Here is a 15,099-nt window from a genome sequence, read left to right as displayed (position 1 = left end):
TAATCCGGTAAATTGGCAAGAGAGGTAGGAGATGATAGATCCCAATGCGTTAAAAGAAGTTCGAAATGCTCTTCATAACGTAACATTGCTCTATGTAGAGGACAACGTCAGTTTAAATACACGCGGTACCGCCCTTTTCCAAAAATTTTTTGACACCGTCATCAGTGCTTCCGATGGGAAAGAGGGGCTTGAATTTTATACGCAGCATCGTCCCCGTATCGTCATTAGTGATATTAAAATGCCGAAAATGGACGGGATGACAATGGCGAAAGAGATTTTGAAAATCGCCCCGGAAACCAAAATTATTTTTACGACCGCTTACAACGAAAACGAACTTTTGCACGAGGCGTTAAAACTCGGCGCAATGGACTATCTGGTGAAGCCGATTACTATACAGAATGTCCTCGACGTTTTGATCCGTTGTGCCGATGAGTTCCGCTCCCGTATGCATGAGAATCTTTTCAATATGTATTTGCATAATATTTTTAATTATCAACAAAATCTGGTGATCCTTTTGCGGCAGCAATCGGTCGTGATGGTGAATCAGCCATGTCTCGATTTTTTCGGAGCTTCGAGTATTGAGATATTTAAAAAACAATTTACAAATTTCGGGGATTTGCTTTTGGAACACACCAGTTTCCTTTATAATCATGAGGGGGTTGAATGGTTTAATGAGATGAAACAAAACCCCAGCAAGCTTTTTAATGTCAAAATCGGCGATACCAACGGCAAGAGTCACCATTTCGTTTTAAGTATTCAAAAAATTCCCGATAAAGAGGAGTATTATGTCCTCTCGTTGAACGATGTTACCGAACTGAATCTTTTAAAACTTTTTGATGCGGGTGCCATGGAGCGCGAAGCGGTACAGAAAGACAAACAAGCGTTGCGCGGTTTGTTGGAGATGGCCAAACGCAATAATGCGAAAATCAAACTTCATAATCTCTACAAAGGGTTGAGTATTACGAATGACGGTGTCGTACTGGAAGTGGATGAGAAACAGATCTCCATTAGCACAACCTTTATGCAGCTCAAAGCAGTACAGTTCGAAAAACGGATTATTCTGGTGTCCGACATATTTCCGATAATCATTGAATCCATCGATATCAAACAGATCAATTTTGAACAGCAGAGGGTCATACTGGGGGAGTGTAAAATTGCCCTGACCAGTCCTACACGACGTCAATACATACGGGTTCTTCCGGATGAGAATGCCCGGGCAACCTTGCTCTATCAGGGGCATAAATTTGATACGGATATGGCAATGCTCGATATCTCTATCGTCGCTACCCGGCTTAAGCTCGCATCGCTTCCTTCGGGGATGCGTGTTTCTACGGAGGTGATTCTCGATTTGGTTCTTATGATGTCCCACCGCCCTTTGATCATTAATACCAAAGCCACCGTATTTCGGATCAGCGAACAGCCAAATCACTATGAGGTGGTTTTTATGTATGAACTTCATGATCAGAAAAATAAAAATCTCGTCGAATACATAGCCGCACGGCAACTGGATTTGATCCGTGAATTTAAAGGACTGCAATATGGGGAGTGAACATTTGAGAGCGAAAGGCAAACCGCATCTGTGGATGCGGTTGCCGATCGTGTTGCCATTTTTGTGGGGGGTGATCGGAACGATCGTCTTTATCCTGATAGTGCAGGTGAATCGTGCTGAGGAGCAGCAGATAGCGATGTTAAAAAAAAGTGTCGTCAGTGATGCGATCAGCCATTTTGACGATATGGTTGCCGTACGGCGATGGAATGCCAGTCATAACGGGGTATTTGTCAAACAGCACGGCACTATGCAACCGAATCCCTATTTGAAAGAGAATCTGATCACATGCAAAGAAAATGAAAAAATGATCAAGATTAATCCGGCATGGATGACACGTGAAATTGCGCAAATATCGAATCTGAATCGGCAAGAACACTACAAATTAACCTCACTCATACCGATCAACCCCTTAAATACTCCGAATACGTTCGAGACGGATGCGATGAAATATCTGCAAAAAAATCGCTCTAAAACCTACTATTATCGCTTTGGAGAGGAGCAGAAATTTCAGTTTGTCGGTGCCCTCTATTTTGAAAAAGGGTGTATGGGATGTCATGGTGAGATGGGTTATCGAATTGGCGACGTTCGAGGGGGGATCAGTATCGAACTGCCGCTTGAAAAATTCAAATATTCGAAACACCTTGTTGAAAGACACACCCGAGAGGTTCAATGGGGGATAGGAATACTGGGATTGATCGTGGGTACCTTGTTGTCTTTTCTGGCCGTATCGATGCTTCGGCATCATAAGCATTTGCATAGTATGAATGAAGAGCTTGAAGAGATTGTCCGGATACGAACGAATGAGTTACAAGAACTTAACGCTACTCTCGAAAGCAGGGTTAAAGAGGAGATAAAAAAGAATAAAATCAAAGATGAAATGATGATTCTTCAGTCGCGTCATGCGGCAATGGGGGAAATGATCGGAATGATTGCGCATCAGTGGCGTCAGCCGGTTGCAACCCTTTCGATGGTTGCCAATAAGATGGTGATGGACATCGAACTCGATGAGGTTGATCTTCAAGGCTTTGAGAAGGATGCTGAGGAGATTATTGCCCAAGCGGTCTATCTCTCCAAGACCATCGATGATTTTACCGATTTTTTTAAGCCCAATAAGCAAAAAGAGATTTTTTCTCCGTATCAGGTTTTTGAAGAGGCCGTGAATATGATCGGAAAAGGGATTGAGAACAAGGGGATAGGATTAAAAATTGAATCCTCGACCGAGGGGTTGGTTTTAGGTTTTCCCCATGAATTGCTGCAGGTCTATCTGAATCTCCTTAAAAATGCGAAAGAAGCCTGCGAAGGGGTCGAAACGGACTCCAAAGAAATATCGGTTGTGATTTATGAAGCGGGAGAGTGGATCGTTACAACGGTGTGCGACAACGGTATCGGAGTGGATCCCTCGATTCGCGAAGAGGTATTCGTCCCCTATTTTACGACCAAAGAGGAGTTGAACGGGACGGGGCTTGGCCTTTATATGTCTAAAATTATTGTTGAAAATCATCTTTTAGGGAAAATAAAAATAGATGATGAGCGGGATAGAACGTGTTTTAGTGTGTGGCTTCCACGCTTAGAGGGGTAAAATAGGTCATGACCTTACGCACCTTGCCCTAGCAAGTGCGTAACATCAGTAGTTAATTAACTTCTTTCGGGAAACAAAAACGGTAGCCTCTTCGACGAACGGTTTCAATCGTGGTGATACCGAGCGGCTTATCCATTTTTTGGCGGATTTGATTGATCGCTACCTCGATAACGTTTGGAGTGACAAGTTCCGGCTCTTCCCAAATCGCATCCAAAAGCTGCTCTTTAGAGACGATCTGGTCACGGTGGCGTGCGAGGTGAGTCAATACTTCAAACGGTTTCCCTTTTAGTTCGATCTCTTTCTCTTTATAAATGATTTTTTCCTCTTCAGGGTTGATGATCAAATCGTCAATTTCGATGATGTTGCTGCCGCCGAAGCGCAAACGGGCTTCGATACGGGCAATAAGGACATCAAAGTCAAACGGTTTGCGGATGTAGTCATCGGCACCGGCTCGAAGAGCTTCTATTTCGCTTTCGTTGTCATCACGTGCGGAGAGGACGACAATAACGGTTTTTGGGGTATTGGTTTTGATGTCAGGGATGATGTCGACGCTATTACCGTCGGGCAACATCCAATCCATTAAAATCAGGTCGTAGTTACGGATATCGAGGTAATACTCACCGTCTTTAAGTGTCTCGACGACATCGCTTTGGTAGCCGAACTCTTTAAGCCCTTCTGCAAGGGTTTTGTTGAGGGTTACTTCATCTTCAATGATTAGAATGCGCATTCACGTTCCTCGGAGCGAAATTTTGGCGTAATTATAGCACAGTTTTAGGAAATTTTAAACTTTTTTTCAAAAAACTTTTAGGTAGGAGTATGATTTTAAGTAAAAAAGGGTATTTAAGAGGGGAAAACGGTTTGAATTCTCAGGCTGCTGCCTGAGAATTCCGCAGGAAAAAGGGTTACTTGGCAGGATTCGGGATGATCTTGATTTCAACTCTTCGGTTGCTTTCTCTTCCGGCCGGGGACTCATTGGACGCGACAGGGGCACTCTCTCCGTATCCTACCGATTTGAGCCGGCTGGAGGCTATTCCACGGTTTGCAAGTGCCGAGCTGACGCTCTGGGCCCGTGAAAGAGAGAGTTTTTGGTTGTCCGAATCGCTTCCGACGTTGTCGGTGTATCCCTGAACCTCCAGAATGGTTTCGGGGTATTTGTTTAAAACGTTGCCGAGATCATCCAAAACCGGATTGAAGTTCGGTTTGATATTGGCTTTTGCCGTATCAAAGGTAATGTTTCCCGGCATATTCAGATTGATCGTATCGCCGTTACGCTGTACGGCGATACCTGAACCTTGCAGCTCCTGATTCAGTTCGGCTTGCTGTTTGTCCATATACGCACCGATACCGTAACCGGCAAGGGCTCCGACGGCTCCGCCGATAACGGTCCGTTTGGTACTATGGTTGCTGGTAGCTTTGCCGGCAATGGCACCGGCTACACCGCCGATAAGGGCACCGGTTTGTGCTTTGGTCAATCCCGTATCGGTACCGGCACATCCTACGAGTAAAAATCCGGCCAATAGGGTCGATAAGAGTGATTTGTACATCTGTTTCCTTTTGTATAATGGGAATTTTTCTATCGTGGAATTATAGCGATTTCGTGGATAAGAAAAGGTAAATCGAAAGAGAAGTTTAGCTGAAATTAATAGTGAAAAACGTTGGAGAGCCCTACCGAACAGTTCGCGAGAATGTCCGGTTTACGCAGTGTCAGGGTGAGGGTCTGGATAAGGGGGAACTCTATTTTCAGTGTGGACGACAAAGATTCGAGGGCTTCTTCGATCAATTGAAAACGGTTGTGCTGTACGGAATGCTCGATATGGTGGGCCACATCGGCATAATTGATAAAATTTCCGTCGCTGTAGCGGTAATCGATGATGCACTCTATCCGGACACGTTGCGGCGTCGTCCGCTCCTGCGGCAGTATCCCGATGATCGCGTCAAAAGTGAGATCCTCGATCAGGATCTTCATGCGACGCGGGTCTCTTCCCCTTTGAAAAGACGGATAAAATTGGGAATGTGTTTATAAAAGAGGATAAATGCGATAAACAATACCGGTGCATGAAAGATAACCGGATGGAGGAAAAACGAGGCGACGACGAGAGCCAAAAGGCCAAGCATCGACGAAAGGGACGAAATACGGATCGTTTTGGCCGCAACAGCCCAGACGACCAAGGCAATAGCGGTTTCGACGGGGAGCATCACGGCCATGACGCCCATTCCCGTAGCGACCCCTTTGCCCCCTTCAAACCACAGGTAAGGGCTGAAGCAGTGGCCGATAACGGCGAGGACGGCGACCATCCACTGGACACTGTCGCTGAGTTCGAAGTATTTGGCGGCCAATACGACGATAATCCCTTTGAACGCATCGAGGGCCAACGTAGCGGCACTCAGTTTTTTTGCCAATGCGGGATTGGTCTCTTTCACCACCCGTAATACATTCGTGGCACCGATGCTTTGGGAACCTGCTTCTTTGATGTTGACACCGGCAAAGAGTTTGGCCAAAATCATTCCGAACGGGATACCGCCGAGGAGATAGGCCGCCAGATAAAATTGGACGTTTAGATTAAATAAAAATTCCATGGAGAACCTTAGGACGTATTTTGGAGCGCATTATAAATCACCCATCGTTACAACGAACTAAAAATCGAGATTTTTTTTTGCCGCTTCAAGGTGGGCTAGATGTGAGTAAGCTATAATGGCTTTTATCAAGTTCTTAAGAAGGATGCAGGTTTGGACATCTCAACCGAAGCGTTAAAACAAAAAATTATTGACCTCAAAAAGCGTCTCAGCGTTACCGTAGTCGCCCATTTCTATCAGCGTGACGAAGTGTTCGAGATGGGGGACATCACGGGCGATTCGTTGGAGCTGGCCAAACGGACCATGGCGGATGACAAAGAGTTCGTCGTCTTTTGCGGCGTCGGATTTATGGGGCAGAGTGTCAAAATCCTCAGTCCTCACAAACGGGTCGTTATGCCGAAATTAGCGTGTTGCGCGATGGCGAAGATGATCGACGGCCTCTATTATGACGAATCGATCGCCAAGCTGGAAGCGGCAGGAATAGCGCAAGAGAATATCCTCCCCATTACCTATATCAACTCTAATGCTGATGTCAAAGCCCGCGTCGGAAAAATGGGGGGGATGGTGTGCACCAGCTCCAATGCCAAAATGATCATCACCAAAGCGCTCGCCGAGGGGAAAAAGATCCTTTTCGTCCCTGATCGCTGTTTGGGGCAGAACATCGCCAACATGATGGGATTGAAATCGTGCGTACTCGGAGACGGAACCGATCCCAAAGAGGCCGACATCATCTGTTATGACGGATTCTGCTCCGTCCATCAGCTCTTTACAGTGGAGGATATCGAGTTTTACCGAAACAAATATCCGGGGATTCTAATCGCCGTCCATCCCGAGTGTGATCCCGCCATCTGCGAACGGGCCGATTTTGTCGGATCGACGTCGCAGCTGATCAAATATATTACAGAGCTTCCCGAAGATCAAAAAGTGGCGGTGGGAACCGAGTTTAATATGGTCAACCGCCTCCGCCCGGCAAACACCTACGTCCTCTCCTCGACGAAGCCCGAATGCCCGACGATGAACGAAACGACGTTGGAAGATCTGTATCTGACCCTCAAATCGATCGAGGACGGTGCACCGATCAACGAGATCGAAGTGGACGAAGAGACTGCCTACTGGGCGAAAATTGCCCTTGAACGGATGATGGCGCTATAGTCATCACCATTATTTCCCCCGTCATTCCCGTGAAAACGGGCATTGTGCCCCTTGCGGGGGAATCCAGTTTGCATTTGCATATATCATTTGAAAGTTGTACAATATAGCAAACAAAATATTGTACAAGGAGATGTAATGCAGGTGGTTAATTATTCAACGGCACGCAACAATCTCAAATCTATCTTTGACAGTGTCTATACCGATAACGAAGAGGTTATTATCCATCGTAAAGGGGGAGAAAACGTTGTCGTGATCCCTTTTAGCGAATATAATGCGATGAAAGAGAGTCAGTATCTTCTCTCGAACAGTGCCAACCGTGAGCGGCTTTTGACATCGCTCTCCAAAGCGCGCAGCGGTAAAACGTTTGCAAAGGATCTGATCGATGAATCTGCACTGGACGGATGAGTCGTGGGATGATTATCTTTATTGGCAAACGACCGATAAAAAAATGGTTAAAAAAATCAATGAACTGATCAAATCGATTCAGCGGACACCCTTTGAAGGGGTCGGTAAACCCGAACCGCTGAGATTTGAGCTCTCAGGATGTTGGTCACGGCGTATCGACAGCGAACATCGGCTGATTTATGAAGTGGAAGAGGGGACGATCAGGATCATCGCGGCGAGGTTTCATTATAGTTGATGGGAATTGTTGGTAAAGTGAATACTGAATATCTGATCCTTTTGTTTTGAATCTCTTGATGAGTTTTGGGATATAATTTACTCAATAACAAACAGGAGGGATCAGATGGTAGATATTGAAGCGCTCAAACATGAAATTGTTGAATGTCTGAAGCCTCTTGATCCTGATAAGATAATCTTGTTTGGTTCTTATGCCTATGGGACTCCTACGGAAGATAGTGACATTGATCTGTTTTTGGTCAAAGATGATATGAGCATAGAAGATGGCAGAGATTATAATTTAAAAGCAAGAAAACAACTGCGACCCATCATCATGAATCATCATACCAACGGTATCGATATCTTATCCGCACCATCGAGTTTTATCAATGCACGGGAAGATTATTTTTACAAAGTAGACATTCTGCAAAATGGAAAAGTGTTGTATGAACGAAACGTCAGCTAAAGAGTGGTTAACAAAGGGTTGGCATCACTTAAGCACGGCTAATTTACTGTATGATCTAAACCATTACAGCGATATTGTTGCCGTTGAAATTCATTATTCTACTGAAATAACATTAAAATCGATATTAGCATTTGAAAATAGTAAAATAGTAAAAATTCACGATTTGATAGAAATATACAAGCTTATAAAACATCGATTCACTCTACCTGAGTGTGATCTCTCTTTTTTAGACATTATAAGTGAATACCATATCCGTGAATCGTATCCCTCACCCCATAGAAGGTTACCCTCAAGAGAAGAAATTAAATCTATGCTGGAGTTCACAAATAGCTTATTCGCAGATGTTTGTACGATTTTGAATATTTCTATCGAAGAGATTAAAGTTCTGTAAAATGGTTCAAAATCCCCAATATGCTACAATAAGAGAAAACTTTTGAAGGGTGAAGCAGATGAACGAAAAAGAGCTTATTTTACAAAAACTCACCCTTTTAAAACCCGAAATAATGCAGAGCTATCATATTACATCACTTGCCCTTTTTGGTTCATTCGCCCGTGGGGAACAAACACTTAACAGTGATGTCGATTTACTCGTCGATTTCTCCGATACTCCTGATTTACTCCGATTTATCGAACTCGAAGAGAAGATAAAAGCGGTATTGGGGCGAAATGTCGATTTGGTTCCGCGACGAAAACTTAGAGCCGAATTGTTTGAGCAGGTAGAAAGCGAGAAGATAGCGGTATGATTTTAGAGGAGGAATAGATGCCTGAAGTTAGCCGTTTCTTGGGGATTATCATCTCGTTTTATTACGATGAACATAATCCTCCTCATTTTCATGTAAAATACAATGAATATCGAGCTAGTTTTCTCATTCATGAATTGAAAATTCAAGAAGGAAATTTACCAAAAAAAGTCGTTTCATTAGTTCTTGAATGGGCATACGATCATCGTGATGAGTTACTGGCGGACTGGGAACTTGCCCGTGCAGGTAAAGAACCACAAAAAATAGAACCTTTGGTATAGGAGGTCGGAAATGGTTTGGTTGGTTGATGCCGCATATCGCGGTGATTATCGTGTATTTGTTCGATTTAATGACGGCAAAGAGTCGGAAATTGATTTGGAAAATTACATCAAATCTAAAAATGAAGAGACGGTTTTTGCCCCGTTAAAAGAGTTGAAAATCTTTCAAACAGTTCGCTTTGACAGTGATTTAGACACGATTGTATGGGCAAACGGTGCGGATATTGCTCCTGAGCGACTTTATGAAATGGTTGGATAATTAAAAGTGCATCAAATTGGTTTTGATAAAAATTTTAGTCTACTAGCGCAAGAAGCGCACTTGGCTAAAAATACCCTTTTATCAGGATTTGATTTACTATTAAAAGCAAATTTTTATCTGGCGCAGATGGTCATTTTTAAATGTCGCTTGACATGCTTGTGCAATAGCTACACGTTTTTATCCAATAAAATAAAAATTGTCTTTTTGAAATAGGGGCATATTGAAATCAAAAATAAATTGCCACTGTCATTCCGTGCTACGACACGGAATCTATAAAACACTTATCTTGACATTGTCCATACATAAGAGTAAAATTGTTTTATGAAATATGAATGGGATGATACGAAGAACAGCGCCAATATTATCAAGCATGGGATAAGTTTTGAGGAAGCATCGGAGATATTTAACGATCCGATGATGATTTCGAAGCTTGATCTGCGGTATGCGTATGGCGAGGAGCGATGGTTCAGCATCGGTGCAACCAAAAAAGGGATGATTACGATGGTGGCGCATCTGTATTTTGATGAGCATCAAGAGCCTGTTATCCGTATTATCTCTGCCCGAAAAGCAACTCCAAAGGAGGTACAAAACTATGCGTGATGAACTTTTAAAGATGGAAGCGGAATATGAGATTCCTGATGAAGTGGATATGAGCGGAGCCGTTCGCGGGTATTTTTATACCCCTCATAAAGTTTCCGTTAGTATGCGTCTGGATGATGACATCGTGATGTATTTTAAAAAGCTCTCGTTATCTGAAAAGCAGGGGTATCAAACGCTTATGAATATGGCATTGCGTAAGTATATTCAAGCGACGACAGCTACCGTCTGAATCAACGTCTGAAAAAAGTTAAAAAGGTAACCGTATGATCGAACCATTTATCCGTGAAGTATTGGCCGAAGACGTAGGGCGCGGGGATTTGTATGCACGGGTCTCCGATCCTGTCTCTGCATCTGCGAAAATCATTGCTAAAAGTGACGGTGTGTTGGCTGGGGAAGAATATCTGCGGGTGCTGGCCCATATCGAAGGATTTGTCATCGTCTGGCACAAACAAGACGGCGAACGGTTCATCAAAGGAGATGTGCTGATGGAGTTGGAGGGAGATTCGCATACCCTTCTTCGGATCGAGCGGACGTTGCTGAACATACTGCTGCACGCCAGTTCGATTGCGACGCTGACCCGCAAATACGTCGATCTGATCGCGCCGTATGGAACCAAGCTCCTCGATACCCGAAAAACCCGTCCGATGCTTCGGACGTTCGAGAAATACGCCACCCGGATCGGGGGGGCGACGAACCACCGGATGGGGCTGGACGATGCGCTGATGCTCAAAGATACCCATCTCAAAACGATCGACAACCTCGAACTCTTTATGGCGCAGGCGCGACAAAAGATCCCCTTCACTTCGAAAATCGAGATCGAAGCCGAAGATTTTGAGATGGCGAAACGTGCTATGGCGGCGGGCGCGGATATCGTCATGTGCGATAATATGTCACCGGATCAGCTTCGCGACGTTGTGGAATACAAAGAGAGATACCACAGCCGTGTGCTGCTCGAAGCGAGTGGAAATATTTCGCTCGATACCATCGAAAATTACGCTAAAACCGGCGTCGATGCGATCAGTACCGGTTCATTGATCCATCAGGCCAATTGGATAGATGTATCGATGAAAATGGATTAATCTGTGGCTGACGATCAGGAGAAGACCGAAGAACCCACCGCCAAGAAAATCGAAGATGCCCGTGCGGACGGGAATGTTGCCAAAAGTCAGGATATTGTCGGAGTCGCTGTCCTTTTTGTTGCTATTCTCACTTTACTGGTCATGTTTGATTTTATCAGTGACCGGGTGCTTCTCCTCTCCCGTTACTATTTTTCGCTTATCGGAACCCCTCTGGACAGGGAAGGGATGCTGGATATGGCGATCGTAACGTTCCGCGAATCCCTGATTATGATCATACCGATTACGTTGATCGTTGCGATCGCCGGGGTATTGGGGACGGTTGCGCAGATCGGGTTTAATTTTACGACCAAACCGCTCATGCCGAATTTTTCAAAAATCGATCCGATCAAAGGGATCGGGAACCTGTTTACTGTTAAAAAAGTGATTGAATCGCTTAAAATCACCTTTAAATCCATGACGGCACTTGGTGTCGGATTTATGTTTTTTTGGGGGTATATGGAAGAGCTTCCGACGGTAGCACTATTTACGCTTCAAGATCAAATGGGGTGGCTGAGGGATAAAGCGATCGTCCTTGCCGCCGTTATGCTGATTATTATCTTTATCTATTCGCTGGTGGATCTGTTTATCACCCGTAAAGAGTATTTTGACAAGCTGAAAATGTCGTTGCAGGAGATTAAAGACGAATACAAAAATATGGAGGGGGATCCCCATATCAAAGCGAAGATTCGTCAAATCCAGATGCAGGCGGCGCGCAAGCGGATGATGTCCGCCGTTCCGACTGCCGATGTCGTTATCACCAATCCTACCCATTATGCCGTGGCGATCAAATACGATGAAACCAAACATTTTGCCCCCGTCGTAGTCGCGAAAGGGGTGGATAACATTGCGATTCAGATTAAAAAAGTGGCCCGTGAAAACGGAGTCCATATTGTCCAGAATCCTCCGCTGGCCCGTTCGCTGTACAAAGAGGTGGAGTTGGATCGGGCGATTCCGGACATGATGTTTGCCGCAGTCGCCGAGGTGCTCGCGTACGTCTACAAGATGGGAAAAAAGCGAAAGGATCATCTCTGATGGAGCGGTTTTTGGAACTAATAGCCAAGAAGAGGGTGATCGGGATTGTTTTTACGGCGATTATCCTCTGTTTGGGGGGGGTGTTTTGGTATTTGGAACAAAAGGTGACCTCCCAAACGCTGGAACGGCTGAGCGATCAGCTCTCATTGGCATTGAACAATCAGCTGGACAAAGAGCGCGACAGCGCGCTGCAAAATGCACTGATCCTTTCTCAGAATACGGGACTGATCAACGCTTTGGAGCAAGAAGATGAAGATCAGGGGTTTAAAATCCTCTCTGAGGGGATGGAATCGATTAAAGTCCATACCAATTCATTGATCCGTGCGCAGGTTATTACCTCCGATTATGTTATTTTTGCCCGTAGCTGGGACAACTCGTACGCCGGGATGCCTTTGGAGTTTCATCGTCCCGATCTCCTCTATTTTCAAAATCACCGCAAACCCCGTTCGGCGATTGAGGTGGGGCGGAAGCTGGGGATCAAGGCGACGGTTCCGGTGTATCAGAAAGAAAAAATGATCGGTTTTGTCGAAGTGGTCTCTTTTTTCGAGACGGCGCAGGAGTATTTCGACCGATTGGGGATTGATCTGTATATTTTGATGGATGAAAAATTTTATGAAACTGCCGTATTTATGCAGGAGAATCCGGCGATCGGAAAAGATTTCATCCTGGTCAATACCAAATATACCCAAAGCGATTTGAAGCTGCTGGAGGGGATCGATTTTAAACGGTTGAAACAGACGCATGCGGTTTTCAGCGGAGGGCGTTATCTCTTTTATGAGCCGATGAGCAACGGAGAGGGGGAGATCGTCGGGGCCTTTGTATTTTCCCTCTCCCCGAAGCAGATTAAAGCCTATGCCCATTCGGACGAAGAGGATATATCGCTGCTGATGCACCTCTCCCGAAACGAACTCTACGATGTTATGGTCAAAAAGTCGATGAAAAACGCACTGTTTCAGAACAGCTATGACAATGATTTACTCTATCTAAAAGATATCGTCCCTCCGGAAGATCGGGAACTCTTTTTGGATGAAGCGCGTGAACGGCTCAACGGCTATTCCAAAGAGGAGTTGATCGGGATGATGCTGGGGTATAAGGTATCCAAAGAGATAAAAGGGGAGATACGATGAGGGTGTTGTTGCTGGAAGACGAGTATATGTTACGGGTCAGTATTACCGAATTTCTGGAAGATCTCGGATTTGAGGTGATCGGATTTTCAAACGGGGAGAGGGCGTATGAAGCGATTTACGAAACCCATTTTGATCTCTACCTTCTGGATGTCAACGTTCCGGGGAAAGACGGATTTGAGCTGCTTCGAACCCTGCGCAAAGAGGGGAATAAAACGCCGGCCATTTTCCTCACCTCTATGGTCAATGTGGCCAATCTGGAAGAGGGGTACAAATCGGGATGCTGCGATTATATCCGCAAGCCGTTTGACCTGACCGAATTGCAGTTTCGGATTATCCATGCCCTCAAAAGCTATTACCACCATGGGGAAAATCAGATCGATTTCGGCCAGGGGCTGATCTACGATACCGAAAACTTTACGCTGAGTTTCAAGGGGGCGAATATCGGATTGAGCAAGACCGAAAAAGAGATATTGGGGGTACTCCTCAAGCATGTCAATCAAATCGTATCGGTGGAGATGTTTCAAGACGAAATATGGGGAGAATACGTCGATCCGGCCAACATACGGGTACAGATCAATAATCTGCGCAAGAAGCTCCCCGTCGAGATCATCCAAAACCGTCGAGGATTAGGGTACATCATTGAACGATAACCGCTACGCCCTCAAAAACGCGTTTCTCTATACGATACTCATTGCGGTGCTGCTGCTGGTCCCGACCTACCTATACGTCACGTATATGAAATATGTCTATGAGATTCAGTATGAGTTTAAACTCAAACAGCAGTCGCATCTGATCGTGCAGGCCATGGAGACGTTTAGCCAGCAAGAGGAGAAGGTTTTTGATTATCCGCGATTTCGGACCTTTCAATCGGGGCTGTACGATGAACACTTCAATCCGGTTTTTACCCTCATTAGGGCCCCTTTGAAGATCCAGAAAGCGGGTTACCATATTCAGGACAATTACGGCTATCTGATCGTGCCGTTACCGGAGAGGCGCTATTTTGAGGCCGCTTATCTGGTCGTGGGGGGGAAACTTGCGTATGCCCCTATTTATCAGGATGCCGTCATCATCCTCTTTTTTATCACCTCCATTTTTTTTGTGTTGTCCCTCTATTTTTTGGACCGTTTTGCCTTGCCGTTTCAGAGGGTCAACAAACGGCTGGACCGGTTTATTAAAGATTCGATGCATGAGATCAATACCCCCCTCTCGATTATCAACGTCAATATCGATCTGTACAATCGGGCCAATCCCCATAATAAATACCTTCAACGGATCAAGGCGGCGACGAAAACCCTCGCAACGCTGTACAACGACATGGACTATCTGATCAAAAACGAGAGGCTTTCGTTTGCGTATGTACCGATCGATTTGAGCCGTTTTCTCCAAGAGAGGATCGACTATTTTTCGGAGGTGGCCGCCCTTAAAAATATCACGATCTCGGTATGCATCGATGAGGAGGTCACATTATCCTTTAATCCGACCCAGCTGCAGCGGATCATTGACAACAACCTCTCCAACGCGATTAAGTATTCGCACGAAGAGGGGAAGATCGAGGTGAAGCTGGAGAAGCATGAGGAGTATTGCGTGATGAGGTTCAAAGATGACGGCATCGGGATCGAAGACGTCAGTCGGATATTCGAACGCTATTATCGGGAAAATCAGGAGAAGGGGGGATTTGGAATCGGGTTGAATATTGTCAAATCGATCATCGACAAAGCCGGCATTGATCTACAAATCGATTCAGAATACGGAAAAGGGAGCCAGTTTAGCTACCGTTTTGCCCCTCCGATCTTTCAAAAGAACTGATGTTACGCACTTTTCGGGCAAAGCCCGTAAAGTGGCAGGGGACAATTTGTCCCCTGCACCCCCCTAAAGCTACCCGCATCTTTTGGATGCGAGAGATTAACTCCACTTTACGCGCTTACTAAAGAAAAGCCCGTAAAGTGGCAGGGACTGACGTCCCTACAACCCCCAAAACAAGCGAAGCGCTCCCGAAGGGATGTTTCC

At 45.2% G+C, this 15,099-nt stretch carries 21 protein-coding genes; 17 read left to right on the top strand and 4 right to left on the bottom strand.

Annotated elements, in window-relative coordinates; genetic code table 11:
• Positions 1-31 precede the first annotated feature (31 nt).
• Positions 32-1,549, top strand: a complete 1,518-nt coding sequence (locus M0P91_RS08105; RefSeq protein ID WP_295066265.1) for a response regulator — start codon at positions 32-34, stop codon at positions 1,547-1,549.
• The gene (locus M0P91_RS08100; RefSeq protein WP_295066264.1) at positions 1,539-3,128 is read left to right on the top strand and encodes a DUF3365 domain-containing protein; all 1,590 of its coding nucleotides are present in this window, start codon (positions 1,539-1,541) and stop codon (positions 3,126-3,128) included. The genes M0P91_RS08105 and M0P91_RS08100 overlap by 11 nt, the downstream gene beginning before the upstream one ends.
• Positions 3,129-3,180: 52 nt before the next feature.
• Here M0P91_RS08100 and hsrA read toward each other — a convergent pair whose 3' ends face one another.
• The 4 genes from hsrA to plsY all read right to left on the bottom strand — a co-directional run bounded on the left by hsrA (position 3,181) and on the right by plsY (position 5,705).
• Complete coding sequence (gene hsrA / locus M0P91_RS08095) at positions 3,181-3,855, bottom strand: homeostatic response regulator transcription factor HsrA (RefSeq protein ID WP_295066263.1); 675 nt, start codon at positions 3,853-3,855, stop codon at positions 3,181-3,183.
• A 175-nt stretch (positions 3,856-4,030) separates the two neighbouring features.
• On the bottom strand, positions 4,031-4,672 hold the full coding sequence (locus tag M0P91_RS08090; RefSeq protein WP_295066262.1) for an OmpA family protein: 642 nt from the start codon (positions 4,670-4,672) through the stop codon (positions 4,031-4,033).
• A 95-nt stretch (positions 4,673-4,767) separates the two neighbouring features.
• The gene (locus M0P91_RS08085; protein ID WP_295066261.1) at positions 4,768-5,094 is read right to left on the bottom strand and encodes a dihydroneopterin aldolase; all 327 of its coding nucleotides are present in this window, start codon (positions 5,092-5,094) and stop codon (positions 4,768-4,770) included.
• Positions 5,091-5,705 carry a glycerol-3-phosphate 1-O-acyltransferase PlsY gene (plsY, locus tag M0P91_RS08080; protein ID WP_295066260.1) on the bottom strand — a complete coding sequence of 205 codons (615 nt, stop codon included), beginning with the start codon at positions 5,703-5,705 and terminating at the stop codon, positions 5,091-5,093. Before plsY ends, M0P91_RS08085 begins: the two co-directional genes overlap by 4 nt.
• A gap of 150 nt (positions 5,706-5,855) precedes the next feature.
• Here plsY and nadA point away from each other — a divergent pair, with 150 nt between their 5' ends.
• The 15 genes from nadA (at position 5,856) to M0P91_RS08005 (ending at position 14,898) form a co-directional block, all read left to right on the top strand.
• On the top strand, positions 5,856-6,854 hold the full coding sequence (gene nadA, locus M0P91_RS08075) for a quinolinate synthase NadA (RefSeq protein WP_295066259.1): 999 nt from the start codon (positions 5,856-5,858) through the stop codon (positions 6,852-6,854).
• A gap of 135 nt (positions 6,855-6,989) precedes the next feature.
• Complete coding sequence (locus M0P91_RS08070) at positions 6,990-7,259, top strand: type II toxin-antitoxin system Phd/YefM family antitoxin (protein WP_295066258.1); 270 nt, start codon at positions 6,990-6,992, stop codon at positions 7,257-7,259.
• The gene (locus M0P91_RS08065) at positions 7,237-7,494 is read left to right on the top strand and encodes a Txe/YoeB family addiction module toxin (protein WP_295066257.1); all 258 of its coding nucleotides are present in this window, start codon (positions 7,237-7,239) and stop codon (positions 7,492-7,494) included. Before M0P91_RS08070 ends, M0P91_RS08065 begins: the two co-directional genes overlap by 23 nt.
• A 105-nt stretch (positions 7,495-7,599) precedes the next feature.
• Positions 7,600-7,938, top strand: coding sequence for a nucleotidyltransferase domain-containing protein (locus tag M0P91_RS08060; RefSeq protein WP_295066256.1), 339 nt, complete (start codon positions 7,600-7,602; stop codon positions 7,936-7,938).
• Positions 7,919-8,329: a HEPN domain-containing protein gene (locus M0P91_RS08055; RefSeq protein WP_295066255.1), complete on the top strand. Its 411-nt coding sequence runs from the start codon at positions 7,919-7,921 to the stop codon at positions 8,327-8,329. The genes M0P91_RS08060 and M0P91_RS08055 overlap by 20 nt, the downstream gene beginning before the upstream one ends.
• A 58-nt stretch (positions 8,330-8,387) precedes the next feature.
• Positions 8,388-8,681, top strand: a complete 294-nt coding sequence (locus tag M0P91_RS08050) for a nucleotidyltransferase family protein (RefSeq protein ID WP_295066254.1) — start codon at positions 8,388-8,390, stop codon at positions 8,679-8,681.
• Between the two features lie 17 nt (positions 8,682-8,698).
• On the top strand, positions 8,699-8,959 hold the full coding sequence (locus tag M0P91_RS08045) for a DUF4160 domain-containing protein (RefSeq protein ID WP_294871052.1): 261 nt from the start codon (positions 8,699-8,701) through the stop codon (positions 8,957-8,959).
• 10 nt (positions 8,960-8,969) lie between these two features.
• Positions 8,970-9,215 (top strand): DUF2442 domain-containing protein, encoded by a 246-nt coding sequence (locus M0P91_RS08040; protein ID WP_295066253.1) that lies wholly within the window; start codon positions 8,970-8,972, stop codon positions 9,213-9,215.
• Positions 9,216-9,536: 321 nt separating this feature from the next.
• On the top strand, positions 9,537-9,815 hold the full coding sequence (locus M0P91_RS08035; RefSeq protein WP_295066252.1) for a BrnT family toxin: 279 nt from the start codon (positions 9,537-9,539) through the stop codon (positions 9,813-9,815).
• Positions 9,808-10,044 (top strand): BrnA antitoxin family protein, encoded by a 237-nt coding sequence (locus M0P91_RS08030; protein WP_295066251.1) that lies wholly within the window; start codon positions 9,808-9,810, stop codon positions 10,042-10,044. The genes M0P91_RS08035 and M0P91_RS08030 overlap by 8 nt, the downstream gene beginning before the upstream one ends.
• Positions 10,045-10,078: 34 nt before the next feature.
• Positions 10,079-10,894: a carboxylating nicotinate-nucleotide diphosphorylase gene (gene nadC, locus M0P91_RS08025; RefSeq protein WP_295066250.1), complete on the top strand. Its 816-nt coding sequence runs from the start codon at positions 10,079-10,081 to the stop codon at positions 10,892-10,894.
• Between the two features lie 3 nt (positions 10,895-10,897).
• Entirely contained in the window at positions 10,898-11,965 is a 1,068-nt protein-coding gene (flhB, locus tag M0P91_RS08020) for a flagellar biosynthesis protein FlhB (protein WP_295066249.1), read from the top strand.
• Positions 11,965-13,092 carry a cache domain-containing protein gene (locus tag M0P91_RS08015; RefSeq protein WP_295066248.1) on the top strand — a complete coding sequence of 376 codons (1,128 nt, stop codon included), beginning with the start codon at positions 11,965-11,967 and terminating at the stop codon, positions 13,090-13,092. Before flhB ends, M0P91_RS08015 begins: the two co-directional genes overlap by 1 nt.
• Positions 13,089-13,742 (top strand): response regulator transcription factor, encoded by a 654-nt coding sequence (locus M0P91_RS08010; protein WP_295066247.1) that lies wholly within the window; start codon positions 13,089-13,091, stop codon positions 13,740-13,742. The genes M0P91_RS08015 and M0P91_RS08010 overlap by 4 nt, the downstream gene beginning before the upstream one ends.
• Positions 13,732-14,898: a HAMP domain-containing sensor histidine kinase gene (locus tag M0P91_RS08005; protein WP_295066246.1), complete on the top strand. Its 1,167-nt coding sequence runs from the start codon at positions 13,732-13,734 to the stop codon at positions 14,896-14,898. Before M0P91_RS08010 ends, M0P91_RS08005 begins: the two co-directional genes overlap by 11 nt.
• The last annotated feature ends 201 nt before the right edge of the window (positions 14,899-15,099 follow it).

Origin of the sequence: Sulfuricurvum sp. (assembly GCF_023229695.1) — a bacterium.
GTDB lineage: Bacteria > Campylobacterota > Campylobacteria > Campylobacterales > Sulfurimonadaceae > Sulfuricurvum.
The sequence above is the reverse complement of the archived record's forward strand: the minus strand, read 5'-3'. Positions and strand labels throughout refer to the sequence as shown.